Annotated in this window: 15 protein-coding genes and 1 other annotated feature; of the genes, 14 read left to right on the top strand and 1 reads right to left on the bottom strand. The window is 45.3% G+C overall.

Translation table 11 applies throughout. From position 1 onward, the window contains the following. Positions 1–3: 3 nt before the first annotated feature. The 13 genes from AC58UU_RS08840 (at position 4) to leuS (ending at position 13,442) form a co-directional block, all read left to right on the top strand. Complete coding sequence (locus AC58UU_RS08840; protein WP_497314765.1) at positions 4–1,290, top strand: DUF58 domain-containing protein; 1,287 nt, start codon at positions 4–6, stop codon at positions 1,288–1,290. Next, complete coding sequence (locus AC58UU_RS08835; RefSeq protein WP_497314763.1) at positions 1,283–3,517, top strand: transglutaminase TgpA family protein; 2,235 nt, start codon at positions 1,283–1,285, stop codon at positions 3,515–3,517. The genes AC58UU_RS08840 and AC58UU_RS08835 overlap by 8 nt, the downstream gene beginning before the upstream one ends. A 60-nt stretch (positions 3,518–3,577) precedes the next feature. Then, entirely contained in the window at positions 3,578–4,354 is a 777-nt protein-coding gene (locus AC58UU_RS08830) for an alpha/beta hydrolase (RefSeq protein ID WP_497314761.1), read from the top strand. Between the two features lie 202 nt (positions 4,355–4,556). Then, positions 4,557–5,051: a YqeG family HAD IIIA-type phosphatase gene (locus AC58UU_RS08825; RefSeq protein ID WP_497314759.1), complete on the top strand. Its 495-nt coding sequence runs from the start codon at positions 4,557–4,559 to the stop codon at positions 5,049–5,051. Between the two features lie 8 nt (positions 5,052–5,059). After that, positions 5,060–6,175: a ribosome biogenesis GTPase YqeH gene (yqeH, locus tag AC58UU_RS08820; protein ID WP_497314757.1), complete on the top strand. Its 1,116-nt coding sequence runs from the start codon at positions 5,060–5,062 to the stop codon at positions 6,173–6,175. A 17-nt stretch (positions 6,176–6,192) separates the two neighbouring features. Continuing rightward, a complete protein-coding gene (gene aroE, locus AC58UU_RS08815; protein ID WP_497314755.1) occupies positions 6,193–7,056 on the top strand; it encodes a shikimate dehydrogenase in 864 nt (287 codons plus the stop codon). Between the two features lie 20 nt (positions 7,057–7,076). Continuing rightward, complete coding sequence (yhbY, locus tag AC58UU_RS08810; protein ID WP_029193567.1) at positions 7,077–7,370, top strand: ribosome assembly RNA-binding protein YhbY; 294 nt, start codon at positions 7,077–7,079, stop codon at positions 7,368–7,370. A 12-nt stretch (positions 7,371–7,382) separates the two neighbouring features. Then, positions 7,383–7,970, top strand: coding sequence for a nicotinate-nucleotide adenylyltransferase (locus AC58UU_RS08805; RefSeq protein ID WP_497314753.1), 588 nt, complete (start codon positions 7,383–7,385; stop codon positions 7,968–7,970). After that, positions 7,960–8,526 (top strand): bis(5'-nucleosyl)-tetraphosphatase (symmetrical) YqeK, encoded by a 567-nt coding sequence (gene yqeK, locus AC58UU_RS08800; protein ID WP_497314752.1) that lies wholly within the window; start codon positions 7,960–7,962, stop codon positions 8,524–8,526. Before AC58UU_RS08805 ends, yqeK begins: the two co-directional genes overlap by 11 nt. A 17-nt stretch (positions 8,527–8,543) precedes the next feature. Continuing rightward, a complete protein-coding gene (gene rsfS / locus AC58UU_RS08795; protein WP_497314750.1) occupies positions 8,544–8,891 on the top strand; it encodes a ribosome silencing factor in 348 nt (115 codons plus the stop codon). Then, on the top strand, positions 8,888–9,781 hold the full coding sequence (locus AC58UU_RS08790) for a CvfB family protein (protein ID WP_497314748.1): 894 nt from the start codon (positions 8,888–8,890) through the stop codon (positions 9,779–9,781). Before rsfS ends, AC58UU_RS08790 begins: the two co-directional genes overlap by 4 nt. A 1-nt stretch (position 9,782) precedes the next feature. After that, positions 9,783–10,541 carry a class I SAM-dependent DNA methyltransferase gene (locus AC58UU_RS08785; RefSeq protein ID WP_497314746.1) on the top strand — a complete coding sequence of 253 codons (759 nt, stop codon included), beginning with the start codon at positions 9,783–9,785 and terminating at the stop codon, positions 10,539–10,541. Between the two features lie 68 nt (positions 10,542–10,609). Then, positions 10,610–10,885: a binding site (T-box leader), on the top strand. An 88-nt stretch (positions 10,886–10,973) separates the two neighbouring features. After that, complete coding sequence (leuS, locus tag AC58UU_RS08780; RefSeq protein ID WP_497314744.1) at positions 10,974–13,442, top strand: leucine--tRNA ligase; 2,469 nt, start codon at positions 10,974–10,976, stop codon at positions 13,440–13,442. 35 nt (positions 13,443–13,477) lie between these two features. Here leuS and comER read toward each other — a convergent pair whose 3' ends face one another. Continuing rightward, the gene (comER, locus tag AC58UU_RS08775; RefSeq protein ID WP_497314742.1) at positions 13,478–14,296 is read right to left on the bottom strand and encodes a late competence protein ComER; all 819 of its coding nucleotides are present in this window, start codon (positions 14,294–14,296) and stop codon (positions 13,478–13,480) included. Positions 14,297–14,560: 264 nt separating this feature from the next. On the opposite strand from comER, the gene AC58UU_RS08770 reads away from it, so the two are divergent. Continuing rightward, a complete protein-coding gene (locus tag AC58UU_RS08770; protein ID WP_497314740.1) occupies positions 14,561–15,142 on the top strand; it encodes a ComEA family DNA-binding protein in 582 nt (193 codons plus the stop codon). The last annotated feature ends 27 nt before the right edge of the window (positions 15,143–15,169 follow it).

Here is a 15,169-nt window from a genome sequence, read left to right as displayed (position 1 = left end):
CCTATGAATCGACCGGTATTCAAACGATTCGGGGAACTTCCCCGGTTTCCGGCAGCTCTATGGCTTCTTATTTCTTGTTTCACAGCTAGTTTATTGTTCCTGTTGTTTCAAGGTGGGAAGCTGGCCTCTATGCTTTTTATTATTATCACGTTATTGTCTGCCTATTTACTCTCTGGCAACTGGAGTGGAATTAAACGTGCGCAAGGTACACGCAAGCTTGCGAATGTTGGGCAAGAAACTCAAATAGAAGCTGGGCAATCGTTGCAGATTGGAATTGGCGTGCAGATTCCGGGGTACTGGCCTATTCCTTATATGATGATTAAAGATCAGCTTGTTCGACAGAATGGGGAAGAGACCATTTTCGAAGGCTCCATTGTTCCGGATTGGAAACGTAGAGGCGAATTACTTTACAGTACTCCACCATTAAGAAGAGGGTATTATCGGTTTGGTGAAACGGAGTGCTTAACCGAGGATATTTTTGGCTTCTTTCAGCATAAGGGCCGTTTAGAGCTTCAGCAGCCGATTACTGTGTATCCACAAACGGTTGCTATTCGGGAATGGGCGCAATTTCACCAAATGCTAAAAGGCATGCAGCATCACTCCACTACGACACGAGCACATCGTGAAACGACGCAAATTAATGGTGTCCGTGAATATATTTATGGAGACCGCTTATCACGTATACATTGGAATGCCACTGCGAAGACAGGTACATGGAAATCCAAGGAATTCGAGCGAGAATCCCTTCCCAAGACGATTATTCTATTGGATCGGAATGCCCGTGCCTATCGGGACGCTGCCGAATTTGAACTGGCGGTATCTGTCGCAGCTTCCTTATTTCGCTATGGAACGAGTCGTGACTTAGCACTGGGATTACTTTCGATTGGGAAGGAATCCACGTATTTTGAACCGAAGCAAAGTCAGAATCATCACAAGCAAATCATACAGCATTTGGTTGGTGTAGAGGCAGATGGTTATCACTCTCTTCACCAAATCATCAAGGAACGCTCAAGGGAATGGCCAGCAGGCTGCTTCTTTGTACTTATTTCTCCGCAAAAGGGCTCAGCGATGATTCAGGTGATTCATCACTTGGAACATCTTCAGATGAATCCATGCCATATCTGGGTTCATGCGAAGTCCAACCATGCATTCAAACCGCAAGGAGTGGACATTGAAGGCAATCAGGAGGATTGGATAAAGGCGATTCGCTCACAAGGCTATATGGGTTATGAGGTTAGTCAGTTAACGGACTTGCCTAACCTGTTGGGAGGGGCGAAACGTTATGCCTAGCGTATTATGGAAAAGGATTTTACTAACAGATTGGTCACAGCGAGTAACTGCAATTCTTACTGGTATTTTTCTTTATCAATTTGTTATCTGGATCATGAAAGAAGATGGACTTTGGTTGCCTGAAACGGTCGCCTTTGTGACGGGAACCCTCTTAATTGTAGCGGTTACTTACCTCATACCGCACTTACATCGCGGCTGGCGTTCCTTGATTCAATTCGGTTTGATTATATGGCTGCACGGAATTGGTATGAACTATCATTTTGTTGCGGTTAATGTGACGGCATGGAAAGATGCAGTGAAATGGATTGCTCTGAATGCAGGGCAGTTGGAGCCGTACATTTGGTTTAGTTTAACTGCATGGATTACTTATTTATTTGCGATGTGGTCTGTCCAATCAAGACTGCGTGTATTTGTCCTTATTTTTGTCAGTATCTTATTTTTTGCTATGCGTGATTCCTTCAGTATGATCTTTTTGTGGCCGCAAGTAGCTATGGTCATATTTTGCGGATTCTCACTGTTGATGGTGCAGCATTTTAGTCAACTAAAGAGGCGGGCTCCGGTTATTTGGGAAACGATTACGGATTACCCGTCAACCCTCATTGTTCCAGTTCTATTGATTGTTGGTGTCACTTTTCTAGTTGGACTACTAGCGCCAACTGTGAATCCGATATTAACGGATCCTTACACAGCTTGGAAAGTAAGCCGTGGTGAAACTATCCCTCTACTTGGAAAAGGAGTCAGCATCACATCATCTACGAACGCCGATGCTTCTTCCGGCTATAGTCGGGATGACAGCCGGCTTGGCGGCGGTTTTCGTTATGATTACACGCCGGTTATGACTGTTGAAACGAGTAAGAGAACCTATTTCCGAGGCGAAACGAGATCGTTATATAACGGAAAAGGCTGGGAGCTTAGCCCCGTAGAGCGTAAATTGCCAGTCTATCGTGTGAACAGTAATCCGCTGCCTCTAGAACCGCGATTTGATCTGTCACTTTTAAAAACCAAAGAAGTGACACAAACGGTTGTCATGGATAGAGAGGAAGCATTTCCCGTCTTGTTCGGGGGATTTGCCATCCAGAAGATTGTGGAAGTGAATAAAGGTGAGAACCCGTTTCAACGCCTGATATGGTCTCCACGTCAGTCAGAGCTGCGCTATGTAGGAAGAAATAATTATCCTAAAGATTATACAATTGTTACCCAGGAACCTATTCTAGAAGAAGCGTTATTGCGAGAAGTCAAATCAGACTATGCCAATCAACTGGAGTGGGCGGAGTATCTACAAGTGCCTGCTGACCTTCCTGAACGAGTGAAGCAGTTGGCTGTTGAAATTACCAAGTCAGCGACGAATCCTTATGACAAAGCGAAGTCTATCGAGAAGTATTTATCGGATCATTATCCGTATACAAATACCCCAGATGAAAGTAAGGGCAAGAGCAAGGATTTCGTAGACCGCTTCTTATTTGAAGTGAAGCAAGGGTATTGTGATTATTACTCATCGTCTATGGCTGTACTAGCCCGTTCTATTGGGCTTCCAACTCGTTGGGTGAAAGGTTATTCATCGGGCACTTCACCGATTCCTGAGGAATTTAGGGATTTAGGTATTTTGAGTCAACTGGGTGCTGAAATCGATACGGATGGAGCAGGTACCTATACGGTTAGAAATTCAGACGCTCACTCGTGGGTTGAAGTGTACTTTGAAGGCTTTGGCTGGATACCTTTTGAACCGACCTCAGGCTTCAAACTGCCGAACGTGTTCCCAGAGCAAACACCTCCACCCGTTGATCTATCAACGGAAAGTGACCCTGTTACTTTGCCAGAAGAAACAAAAGAGGCTCCGAGCCTTACATGGTTGTGGTTGACATTAAGCAGTGTAGTAGCTGCCGCAGTTGTTGCAGTTGTTTTATTCTTTATCTTGAAAAGCGACAATTGGCGAGCATGGCGAACCCGCAGGAAGAAAAGGCAAGTCGTTAATTTTAATCAGAAAATTATCGTTGAATTCGAAAAACTGCTGCGGCTAAGCCGTCGTAAGGGCTACACGAGACACGAGTACGAAACAATGCGAGAAGCGACGGCAAGGTGGTCGAACCAAAGTAAGTGGATGAAAAAAGAGCTGGAAACGGTGCTCGAACTGTTTGAGCGCGCGAAGTACAGTCAGGAGAATTCCACTGAAGGCGACTACCAAACCGTTAGTCAATCTATTATTCGATTAAAAGAACAAATGAAATAGGACAATGAAGCCACTCACCTTTCGAGGGGGTGGTTTTCCTATGAGAGGAGATTATTATTTATGGCTTTTATCGACTGTCATTTTTATTCAGATTCCCTTGGTGTTTCAGCATCCATGTACGTCATTTTGCCGCAAGCCGCTCAAAATCAAATCGGGTTGGCATCCGCGGTTTATGGGGTTAAGCATCCTACGCTATATCTGCTGCACGGCTTATCTGATGATCATACGATTTGGATGCGAAGAACCTCGATTGAACGGTACGCTTCGAAATTGGGGATAGCGGTCGTCATGCCTGCCGTCAATCGCAGCTTTTACACCGATATGGCGTTGGGGCCGAAATACTGGACGTTTATTAGTGAAGAATTGCCTGCTTTAGCACGATCATTTTTCCCACTAGCTGAGGAAAGAGAATTGAATTATGTGGCAGGCCTGTCCATGGGTGGCTATGGCGCGATGAAATTGGCACTTTCACATCCAGATCGGTTTGCAGCAGCGGCAAGTTTATCAGGGGCATTAGATATATCGGACAGAGCATTGAATTTTCCAGACGATTTCAAATTGATTTATGGCGATGTGTCCAAGATTAAAGGCAGCGGGAATGATTTGTTTTATTTGGCTGATCAGCTGTCAGGCTCGACTAGACAATCCCCTAAACTTTATCAATGCTGCGGTACGGAAGACTTCCTTTATGAAGATAATATTCGATTCCGAGATTATTGCCGTGAATTGGGTATGGATCTGACCTATGAAGAAGAGCCAGGCGAACATGAGTGGGGCTATTGGGATCGTAAAATTCAAAACGTATTGAACTGGTTGCCGCTTCCAGCCCGTTCCTAGTGGGAAAATATGTTCTTTTCTTTTTGCAACAAGTGGATCACTATGGTATAGTCACGTATATAATATAGGGATCTTTGAACGTAGTTCAAAGTCTTTCTGCTTAGGGATCTTTGGACGTAGTTCAAAGTCTCTCCGCTTAGGGATCTTTGAATGAAGTTCAAAGTCTCTCCGCTTTGCGAGGAAGCAGTTGGAGGTAATTTGTTTGCTGAACAAGCTAGTGCCCAAACAGTCTGTACATACGATCTATGATATTGATGCCAATCACCTATGGGGATTTGGTGTTCGTGGTATTATAACAGATCTCGATAATACACTCGTAGGCGCACGAGATCCGCATGCGACTCCGGAGTTAATAGAGTGGTTGAATCATTTGCAAAAAATGGGCTTCAAGGTCGTCATCGTGTCCAATAATAATCATGGACGGGTTTCAGCCTTTGCGGAGCCGCTTGGCATTCCTTTCATTCACCGAGCAAAGAAACCAACGAACGTTTCATTCCACAGAGCCATGAAGCTGCTTGGTACGAATGCCAGACAAACAGCTGTTATTGGTGATCAAATGTTAACAGACGTGCTTGGCGGCAATCGGATGGGGCTATACACGATCCTAGTTCAACCCATTTCAATTAAGGATGAGGGTTTTTTCACGAAAATCAATCGCCGCATTGAGAAATGGGCTTTAGCAAGGATGAAGAAATAGGAGGATTCATGAGTACAGAAACGATTAATCATTGTGCGGGATGCGGCGTATTGCTGCAAACGGAAGAAAAGGGTAAGCTGGGCTTTATCCCGGCTGAAGCGATGCAGAAGGAACCGGTTATTTGTCAACGCTGCTATCGCATCAAGCATTATAATGAATCTTCGAGTATCACACTGCAGCAGGACGACTTCCTTAAATTATTAGGACATGTCGGCCAAACAAAAGCTCTGGTTGTGAAAATCGTAGATATTTTTGACTTTGAAGGCAGTATGATTAGCGGTCTTGCACGCTTTGTGGGTACGAATCCTGTTCTGTTAGTCGTAAACAAGATTGATTTGCTGCCAAAAGTGACGAACGCAAACAAAATCATTAACTGGGTACAGCGCAGAGCCAAAGAGGAGAACCTCAAGGTTGTTGATATCATCCTATGCAGCGCGAAGAAAAACATTGGTTTCGATCGTGTTATTACAGCTGTGCAGGAATATCGCGGCAACATGGATGTCTATGTGGTCGGTGCAACGAATGTCGGTAAATCGACGCTTATTAACCGCTTAATCAGTGATTATAGTGATCTGGAGTCGGAGCTTACGACGTCACAGTACCCGGGTACGACGCTGGATCTGGTCAAAATCCCATTGGATGATGGTCGGTTTATTGTTGATACACCAGGAATCGTGCACACTCATCGTTTAACTGAAGTCGTGAAAAAGCGTGATTTAACTAGAATCATGCCTGACAAACCGCTTAAGCCGATGGTGTTTCAATTAAACGAAGCGCAAACGTTATTTTTTGGCGCCTTAGCTCGATTTGATTTTATTAGTGGTGAACATCAATCGTTCACTTGCTACACGTCCAATGCCATTCAAATTCATCGTACAAAGCTAGAAAAGGCTGATGATTTGTATGAAGAACATAAAGGTGTCATGCTTGCGCCACCTAACCTAGCGGACTTGGACGAGCTGCCTAAGCTTGTGAAGCATCCGCTGCACATTCCGAAGGGGAAACAGATGGATGTGTTAATCTCTGGTTTAGGCTGGATTAAAGTGAACAGCTTAGCTGGAGCACAGCTTGCCGTTCATGCGCCGAAGGGGATTAAGGTTATCACGCGTGAGTCGTTGATTTAGGGGGACAAGAGGAGAACATGGAGAAACTGATGACGACGATTGACAGTCATACCATTCTATATGGGGTTTTCGGAGATCCGATACGACATTCCCGTTCCCCAATTATGTTGAATCGGGCTTTTCAGGAAGCGGGTATTAATGCCGTTTATGCTGCTTTCCACGTTCGTCCTGAAGAACTTGGGGATGCTGTTCGCGGGATACGGGCATTAGGATATCGAGGTATCAACGTAACGATTCCGCATAAAGTGGAAGTTATGCAGTACTTAGATGAAATCGATGAAGGGGCTAGCATCGTTGGGGCGGTGAATACCATCGTTAATGAATCTGGCAAGCTCATCGGTTACAATACGGATGGTATTGGCTATGTGCGATCGCTCAAGGAAGAGACGGGTATTGAACTGAAAGGGAAAAGTGTTCTTCTCCTTGGGGCTGGTGGAGCGGCGAGAGGCGTTGCCTATGCGCTTGCCAAAGAAGGAGCAGGCCGTATCTACATCGCGAACCGTACCAAAGAACGCGCCTTGGAGCTTGCCGACACGATTAGTAGGTACACCGAAGCGATTGGACTTGGCATGGATGAGCTAGGACATGTTGTAGATGAGGTCCAATTCGTTCTGAATACAACTTCGGCCGGCATGCATCCTCATGTTGAAGAACTTCCATTACCGCTTGAACTCCTGCGTTCGCATCATCTGGTCAGTGATCTCATTTATAATCCGCGAATTACAAGATTTCTTCGTGAAGCGGAAGCAAGAGGAGCACGCATACATGGCGGACTCGGTATGTTTATTTATCAAGGTGCTTTTGCCTTTGAATATTGGACTGGTACCCCTGCGCCCGTTGCGGCGATGAGACAGGTGGTAGAACAGTCGTTAGCTGAATAAGAATGAATAGAGGGACATCCATGTTAACAGGCAAACAGAAACGTTATTTGCGCTCAATGGCGCACCATTTAGATCCAATCTTCCAAGTAGGTAAAGGCGGCGTGAACGATCATTTAATCCGTCACATTCAAGAAGCTTTGGAAGTACGTGAATTGATTAAAATTACTGTACTCAACAACAGTGGAGAAGACCGCGACGAGGTCGGCACTGAATTATCCGAAAAGTCTGGCGCAGAGCTCGTGCAGGTTATCGGTAAAATCGTCGTGCTTTACAAAGAATCGCGTGACAAGAAGAAGATTGAACTGCCGCGCTAAAGAGGTGGAAGTATGCTTGTCGGAATAATGGGTGGCACCTTCGATCCTATCCACACCGGTCATTTGATCGCGGCGGAGAGAGCGAGGGTGGAAGCAGATCTCACCGAAGTGTGGTTGATGCCGGCAAATGTACCGCCGCATAAGCCAAATGCGCCAAAAGCGACGACGAAGCAGCGCTGGGAGATGGTTTGCCTTGCTGCGGAAGGCAATCCTTTTTTTCGTCCAACGGATATCGAAATCAGCAAAGGCGGCGTATCATATAGTATCGATACGATTGAGCTGCTCAGCAAGGAATATCCAGGTACGGAATTTGCTTATATTATAGGTGCCGATATGGTTCAATATTTGCCGCAGTGGCATCGCATTGATGACATCGTGCGGCATATTCGCTTTATTGGATTAGCCAGACCTGGCTATGAACTTGACTTGTCGCAAATGCCTAGTAACATTCGTAATCGAGTTACGATTGTACCCATGCCGCTTGTTGAAATTTCGTCAACAGCCATTCGTAATGAAAGGCAAAGGAACGGTTCAGTCCGTTACCTTGTCCCAGATGCGGTGAATGGTTATATGGAGGTGAACCGTTTGTATGAATCGTGAGGAACTGATAGCGGCGGTAAAGGAACAAATGCCTGAGCGACGCTGGCTGCATACACTCGGTGTCATGGAAACTAGCGTTATTTTAGCGAAACGCTTTGGTGGAGACCCGGTCAAAGCCGACCTTGCGGCCATTTTGCACGATTATTGCAAGTATTGGCCCGTACAGGAGCAAGCTAAGATTATCCGCGAGAACGATTTGCCCCAAGACTTGCTGGACTATGATAAGGAGCTGTGGCATTCCCATGCTGGAGCTTTTATTGCTAAGGAGCAATTTGGCATCCATGATGAGGAGATACTAGATGCTATTCGGTATCACACCTCCGGACGTGTTCAGATGACATTAATGGACAAAATCGTATGTTTAGCGGATTATATGGAGCCTGGACGCGACTTTCCGGGTGTGGATATCATTCGCGAAATCGCTGAGCAAAGCTTAGAGAAGGCGCTGATCGCCGGTTTTGATTCCACGATTAGCTTTTTAATTGCCAAAGGCAAACGGATTTATCCGCTTACTATTTTTACACGGAACGATTTGATTACACAAATAAACACATAACCCTGGAGGTTGATTGAATGAGTAAAAACCCAGAAGAAGTTTTGGCTTTTGTTGTTGAGGCTGCTGAAGATAAAAAAGCGGCAGATGTTGTAACCCTGAACTTGAAAGGCGTATCCCTAATCGCCGACTATTTCGTTATTTGTCACGGGAATTCGGAAACGCAAGTGCAAGCAATTGCCAGCGAGGCTAGAAAAAAAGCACATGAGCTTGGCGTTAATATCAGAGGCTACGAAGGTATTGATACAGCAAGATGGGTTCTGCTTGATCTAGGGGATGTTGTTCTTCATGTCTTCCACCGCGATGATCGTGAATATTATAATATCGAAAGACTTTGGTCCGATGCTAAAGTTGTGGAGCGCGTATGAGAATGGAAGCAGGATCCCTTGTTACCCTAGAGGTAGCGAGGGAGGTTCCTCCTAACGGTTATTTCCTTACTGACGGCCAGCAGGATGTTCTTCTGCCTTATTCAGAAATCGTAGGTAAGATACAACCAGGAGATCATGTTGAAGCCTTTATGTTCCACGATACGCAGGATCGATTGATGGCAACAATGAAGCGTCCGCTTCTTCTCATGGGCGAAGTAGGACTTCTGGAAGTTGTAGATATTCACCCTAGATTTGGATATTTTCTGGAAATGGGACTGGGTCGCAACCTATTACTTCCCTACCGACATGTACCGGAGCTAGAAGAGCTGCGTCCACAAGTAGGAGATAAGGTATTTGCCACATTAGCTCACGATCGGCAAGGACGTTTAATCGCTAAGCTGGCTCTGGAAGAGGATCTGGCTCCTCTTTGCGTTCGTGCACCCTCGAGTTGGAGTAATCAGTGGGTCAAAGCACGTGTGTACAGACCGCTTCAAATTGGCACCTTTGTCATTTGCGAAGCAGGAGTCCTTGGCTATGGTGTTATTGGACTTATTGCTGCTCCGGAACGGACACGCTTGCTGCGTGTAGGCGAGCTGGTTGAAGTACGAGTCGCATTCGTTCGTGAAGAGGATGGGCGGGTCAATGTGTCGATGCGGCTCCCGAAGGAAAAAGGCCGCGATGAAGATGCAGAGACCATTTTGAGTGTCCTCCAAGAACGACCAGGGAATGCGATGCCATTTTCGGATAAAACGTCGGCAGATGTCATCAAGGATCGGTTTGGCCTTAGTAAAGCGGCTTTCAAACGCGCGTTAGGCAAGCTTATGAAGGACGGGCTCATCTATCAGGAAGATGATTGGACCTATCTGAAGCAAGAGGAGACGCAAGGTTAGCATGAGTTACGAAAAATTCGCATACACCTATGATCGCTTGATGAATAGCATGCCATATGAAGATTGGCTTCGTTTCGTGAAAGAAAGCTTCGAACGATTTAGTATGAAACCATCTACAATTGTTGATCTGGGCTGTGGTACTGGGAATTTAACGATTCCTTTAGCCTTGGAAGGGTACCAGCTGACGGGTATTGATTTATCTGAAGACATGCTGGCAGTCGCTGAGCAAAAAACGGGGGAGTACAAAAGTCAACTGCGCGGTGGCGCCATTCATTGGGTACAACAGGATCTGCGTGAATGGGACCTCGGTGAACAAGTTGATGTGGCGCTTTCGATCTGTGATAGTCTCAACTATTTGTTAGAGGAAGAAGATATCGTTGATGCTTTCCGTCAAACTTTTGAGGGGCTTAAGTCAGGCGGGCTTTTCCTTTTCGATGTGCATACTCCTGAGCAATTGTTCGCTTATGCGGAATCTCAGCCCTTTTTCCTGAATGAAGAAGATGTTGCTTACATTTGGACAAGCGAGTTGGATGAAGAGAGAGTGCAGATTGAGCACGAGTTGACCATATTTGTCAAAGATAGCGGAAAGGATACTTTCCGACGCATCGATGAAACTCATCAGCAGCGGGCTTATTCTTTGCAATGGCTTAAGCAAATGCTGCTTGCTGTCGGTTTCGCAGAGGTACATATGGCCGCCGACTTTACTTGGGAGCAACCTACCTCTATGACGGAGCGAGCTTTCTTTATTGCAAAGAAATAACGGCAATGAAGTCAATAGCGGCTTGACAGTGCGGCATTATTTTACATATAATCAAAGCTAATTAGATGATTAAAGCTTAGAAGAGGAATAGTAGCTTGTACAGCATCTTTCAGAGAGCCGGATGTAGGGTGGAAGCCGGTAGATGTCAGTCTTGTGAACTCGCCTTGGAGCTAGAAGGTAAATCACCATTTAAAGTGAAGAGACTTTGAGCTACGCTCAAAGATCCCTATATATGGTGCTAGCTGGATCGTCTCACCCGCGTTAAGGGGCAGAGTGAACACAGGCAAAGAATGTCTTGTGTTAACTAGGGTGGTACCACGGGAATCTAACCTCTCGTCCCTAGCGATATCCGCTAGCGATGAGGGGTTTTTTGGCGCTTATAGCGCTTTTGAATCATGAAGAGGATGGCTGTACACAGGGAGGATTTTGCACATGACACAGGAAATTAAAGAAACCAAAGAAACAAAAGAGCAGCAGGGCTATAATCCACAAGCAATTGAGCCGAAATGGCAGGCTTATTGGGATGCGAAGAAAACGTTTAAGGTGCTTGAGAATTCGGATAAGCCGAAGTTTTATGCGTTGGATATGTTCCCTTACCCATCTGGAGCTGGTCTGCATGTAGGACATCCGGAAGGCTACACAGCGACTGATATCGTTTCACGTTTCAAACGGATGAGAGGCTTTAACGTACTTCATCCAATGGGATGGGACGCTTTCGGACTTCCTGCTGAACAGTACGCACTGGATACGGGAAATGATCCGCGAGAATTCACCAAGAAGAACATTGATACATTCCGTCGTCAAATTAAATCACTAGGCTTCTCGTACGATTGGGATCGTGAAATTAGTACAACAGATCCTGAGTATTACAAATGGACACAATGGATTTTTATCCAGTTGTACAATAAAGGACTCGCTTATGTGGATGAAGTGCCCGTAAACTGGTGTCCTGCACTGGGTACTGTTCTTGCAAATGAAGAAGTGATTGACGGTCTTAGCGAGCGCGGTAACCATCCCGTTATTCGTAAGCCGATGCGTCAATGGATTCTGAAAATTACCGAGTACGCTGAACGTCTACTTGAAGATCTTGAGGAGCTGGATTGGTCCGAAAGTATCAAAGATATGCAGCGCAACTGGATTGGTAAATCAACAGGCGCAGAAGTCCAATTTGCCATTGATGGATACGATGAGAAGAGTCTGACGGTGTTCACTACACGTCCAGATACATTGTTTGGCGCTACGTACTGCGTTCTGGCACCTGAGCATGAGCTTGTAGAGCAAATTACAACAGGAGATCAAGCAGCTGCCATTAAGGAATACCAAGAAAAGGCTTCTCGCAAAAGCGATCTTGAGCGTACGGATTTGGCAAAAGACAAGACAGGTGTTTTCACAGGGGCGTATGCTGTCAATCCGGTTAATGGCGAGAAAGTGCCAATTTGGATTGCTGACTATGTGCTTGGAGGTTACGGTACGGGAGCCATCATGGCTGTTCCGGGACACGATCAACGGGACTGGGAGTTTGCTAAACAGTTTGATTTGCCGATTATCGAAGTCGTGCAAGGTGGAGATATTGAGAAGGAAGCTTATGCAGGGGATGGCGAACACGTCAATTCCGGTCCGATTAATGGCATGAACATCGAACAAGGGATCAGTCATATGATCGCTTGGTTGGAACAGAACGGCAAAGGCCGCGGCAAAGTAACCTACCGTTTAAGAGATTGGCTCTTCAGCCGTCAAAGATATTGGGGAGAGCCGATTCCAATTCTTCATCTTGAAGATGGCACTATGAAGCCTGTTCCTGTGGATCAACTGCCGCTATTACTTCCACAAGTTGATGAAATTAAACCATCAGGTACAGGAGAATCACCACTTGCGAACGTATCCGAATGGGTAAACACGATTGATCCGGAAACCGGCATGAAGGCTCGCCGTGAAACGAATACCATGCCGCAATGGGCCGGCAGCTGCTGGTACTATCTGCGTTTTATCGATCCGCGTAATGATAAAGAGTTTTGTTCGCATGAGCTTCAGCAGCAATGGCTGCCTGTAGATCTTTATATCGGCGGAGCGGAACATGCTGTTCTTCACTTGCTGTATGCGCGTTTCTGGCATAAGGTGCTTTATGATCTTGGCTTTGTTCATACCAAAGAGCCTTTCCATAAGCTCGTAAACCAAGGGATGATTCTTGGTGAGAACATGGAGAAAATGAGTAAATCTCGCGGGAATGTTGTAAATCCGGATGATATCGTCAGCGATCAAGGGGCCGACACACTGCGTATTTACGAAATGTTCATGGGGCCGCTTGAAGCTACAAAACCTTGGAATACAACAGGTGTGGATGGTATCTATCGTTATTTGAATCGTGTGTGGAGGCTGTTTGTTGACGAGAATGGTCAAATAAATGCTAAAATCAGCGCCGACGAAACATTGGGCAGTGATGCGTTCAAACGTACTTGGCACCGGACGATCAAAAAAATAACCGAGGATTTCGAAGCCCTTAGGTTTAATACAGCGATCAGTCAAATGATGATTTTCGTTAACGAAGCCTATAAAACAGAGCGTTTACCGCTTGAAGCGATGAAAAATTTCGTTCAGATGTTATCTCCAATTGCGCCGCATTTGGCCGAGGAACTTTGGGAGAAGCTAGGCGGCACAGAATCAATTACCTACCAGCCGTGGCCAACCTACGATGAAGCGTGGACAGTCGACAATGAAATTGAGATTGTTGTACAGGTCAATGGTAAAATTGTTGATCGTGTGCTGATTTCAAAGGATACAGATGAACCAGCGATGGAGAAAATCGCATTTGATCTCGATAAAGTCAAAGAAGCGACCGCCGGAAAGGCCGTTCGCAAATTGATTGTTGTAAAAGGCAAATTAGTAAATATTGTCGTAGGATAGCAAGGGAAGTTGGCAATTTGGGAAGGCTACTGCTTCTAAGTAAACAGCAGCTCAGCCTTCTCAATGTCTTCTTCATATTTGGCATGTGTAGCGCAAATGACTCGTGAGAATATCCCCGCAAGCTCATCATCCAAAATACGTAATCCTTCCGCTGTTATTCCACCGGGAACAGATACGCGTTTTTGCAGGGTAGTAGGGTTAAATCCTCCGGTTGTAAGCAGCTTTCCTGTGCCTAGCGTCATTTCACTTGCAAGTAAGGTAGCTTCCTCAATAGAAATACCGGTTGCCTCAACAGCTGCATCAATAAAAGATTGCAGGAATTTGGCTAAAAAAGCGGGACCGCAGCTGGATATGTCGGAAGAGATCCGCGTATAATTTTCGGATACACGAATAGGTGAGGAAATATGCGCAAATAGGTTCTCAAGCCATTCTTTGTCTTCAGGCTGCATTCGATTCCCATGAATACATAGTGTAGCACCACTTAACACGTAGTTCGTGATACTTGGAATAATTTTACTGATTTTCGCCGGCAGAAGACCTTCCAAATGTTTGAGCAGGACAGGGCTTGTAATGGACACGATGAGTTGAGAGGGAAGCACGTCCTCTTTGATTTCATCAATAACATTCTTAAATTCAGACGGCTTCACACATAGAAAGATGAGATCGCTCCCCAGTACGACTTCTCTATTCGACCCGGCAACATGAAGTCCAGGATATGTCTCCGCTAGAAGCTCAACTTTACGAATTGTTCGATTTCCCGCTATAATTTGCTCCGGATTGAAAGCTCCAGAATGAATGAATGCTTCAATCAGAATACTTCCCATACTCCCAGTACCGATGAACCCTGCTTTCATCCAGTAATCCCTCCCGAAAAAATCAGTCACTTTCTTTCATAGTTTATTGAACGGGGTCAGTTTTAAATGCCATTCAGATGCTTTTTCATGTATATGTTCATACGTCAGCAATTATGTTCGGAAAGCTTTTGCTTACGAAGTTAGTTTTGCTAAAGCAAAACTCAAAAGTTTATGCTTACGAAGTTAGTTTTGCTAAAGCAAAACTCAAAAGTTTATGCTTACGAAGTTAGTTTTGCTAAAAGCAAAACTCTTAGGAGGGAATTCGTGGATTTTTTTGGTTACAAAAGAGGAAGGATACTGCTCGTCATGGCAGTGATCTGTTTATTTGCTTTTGTCGTTTGGCCATTCCTTCGTGGAGGCAGATCTATGATAAAGACAGATTTTATGCCTATGAACACTCAGATGCAGGCTATGATTTCTCATACTGGTGATGAACCGGAACCTGAGGCGATACTAACAGGAAAATTAGATGCGAAATCGACTGTAGGCAAAGAACCGAAAGCAGCAATAGACACAGAACCGAAAGTAACGAGAGCCACTGAACCGAAAGTAACAAGTGAAACAGAACCGAAAGCAACAATACCTGCGCCTTCTGTTGTAACTAATGAAAAACCGGAAGCTAGTTTGCCAGCAGCGCGGTCTAACGGTCGATTGGATCTTAACACTGCTACGCTCGAACAGTTAGATGAGATACCGGGTATTGGAGAGAGCAAGGCAAAGGCTATAATGGACTATCGATTGAAGAAGGGGCGATTTAGCCAGATTGAAGAGCTGATAGAGGTGAAGGGCATTGGGGAGAAAATGCTTGAGAAGTTGAAAGCATTTCTTTATGTAACTTCATCATAGTCCTTTCCTTTCTTTTATTTTGCTAGG

It is taken from the genome of Paenibacillus sp. JT22N1, assembly GCF_059692155.1.
The sequence above is the reverse complement of the archived record's forward strand: the minus strand, read 5'-3'. Positions and strand labels throughout refer to the sequence as shown.

What these genes read in the sequence shown, in the direction of transcription:
- AC58UU_RS08785 (WP_497314746.1), top strand. Translation starts at nt 9,783, where the DNA reads ATGAGTTACGAAAAATTCGCATACACCTATGATCGCTTGATGAATAGC.
- yqeH (WP_497314757.1), top strand. Translation starts at nt 5,060, where the DNA reads ATGAGTACAGAAACGATTAATCATTGTGCGGGATGCGGCGTATTGCTG.
- yqeK (WP_497314752.1), top strand. Translation starts at nt 7,960, where the DNA reads ATGAATCGTGAGGAACTGATAGCGGCGGTAAAGGAACAAATGCCTGAG.
- AC58UU_RS08805 (WP_497314753.1), top strand. Translation starts at nt 7,383, where the DNA reads ATGCTTGTCGGAATAATGGGTGGCACCTTCGATCCTATCCACACCGGT.
- leuS (WP_497314744.1), top strand. Translation starts at nt 10,974, where the DNA reads ATGACACAGGAAATTAAAGAAACCAAAGAAACAAAAGAGCAGCAGGGC.
- yhbY (WP_029193567.1), top strand. Translation starts at nt 7,077, where the DNA reads ATGTTAACAGGCAAACAGAAACGTTATTTGCGCTCAATGGCGCACCAT.
- AC58UU_RS08840 (WP_497314765.1), top strand. Translation starts at nt 4, where the DNA reads ATGAATCGACCGGTATTCAAACGATTCGGGGAACTTCCCCGGTTTCCG.
- comER (WP_497314742.1), bottom strand. Translation starts at nt 14,296, where the DNA reads ATGAAAGCAGGGTTCATCGGTACTGGGAGTATGGGAAGTATTCTGATT.
- AC58UU_RS08830 (WP_497314761.1), top strand. Translation starts at nt 3,578, where the DNA reads ATGGCTTTTATCGACTGTCATTTTTATTCAGATTCCCTTGGTGTTTCA.
- AC58UU_RS08835 (WP_497314763.1), top strand. Translation starts at nt 1,283, where the DNA reads ATGCCTAGCGTATTATGGAAAAGGATTTTACTAACAGATTGGTCACAG.
- aroE (WP_497314755.1), top strand. Translation starts at nt 6,193, where the DNA reads ATGGAGAAACTGATGACGACGATTGACAGTCATACCATTCTATATGGG.
- rsfS (WP_497314750.1), top strand. Translation starts at nt 8,544, where the DNA reads ATGAGTAAAAACCCAGAAGAAGTTTTGGCTTTTGTTGTTGAGGCTGCT.
- AC58UU_RS08790 (WP_497314748.1), top strand. Translation starts at nt 8,888, where the DNA reads ATGAGAATGGAAGCAGGATCCCTTGTTACCCTAGAGGTAGCGAGGGAG.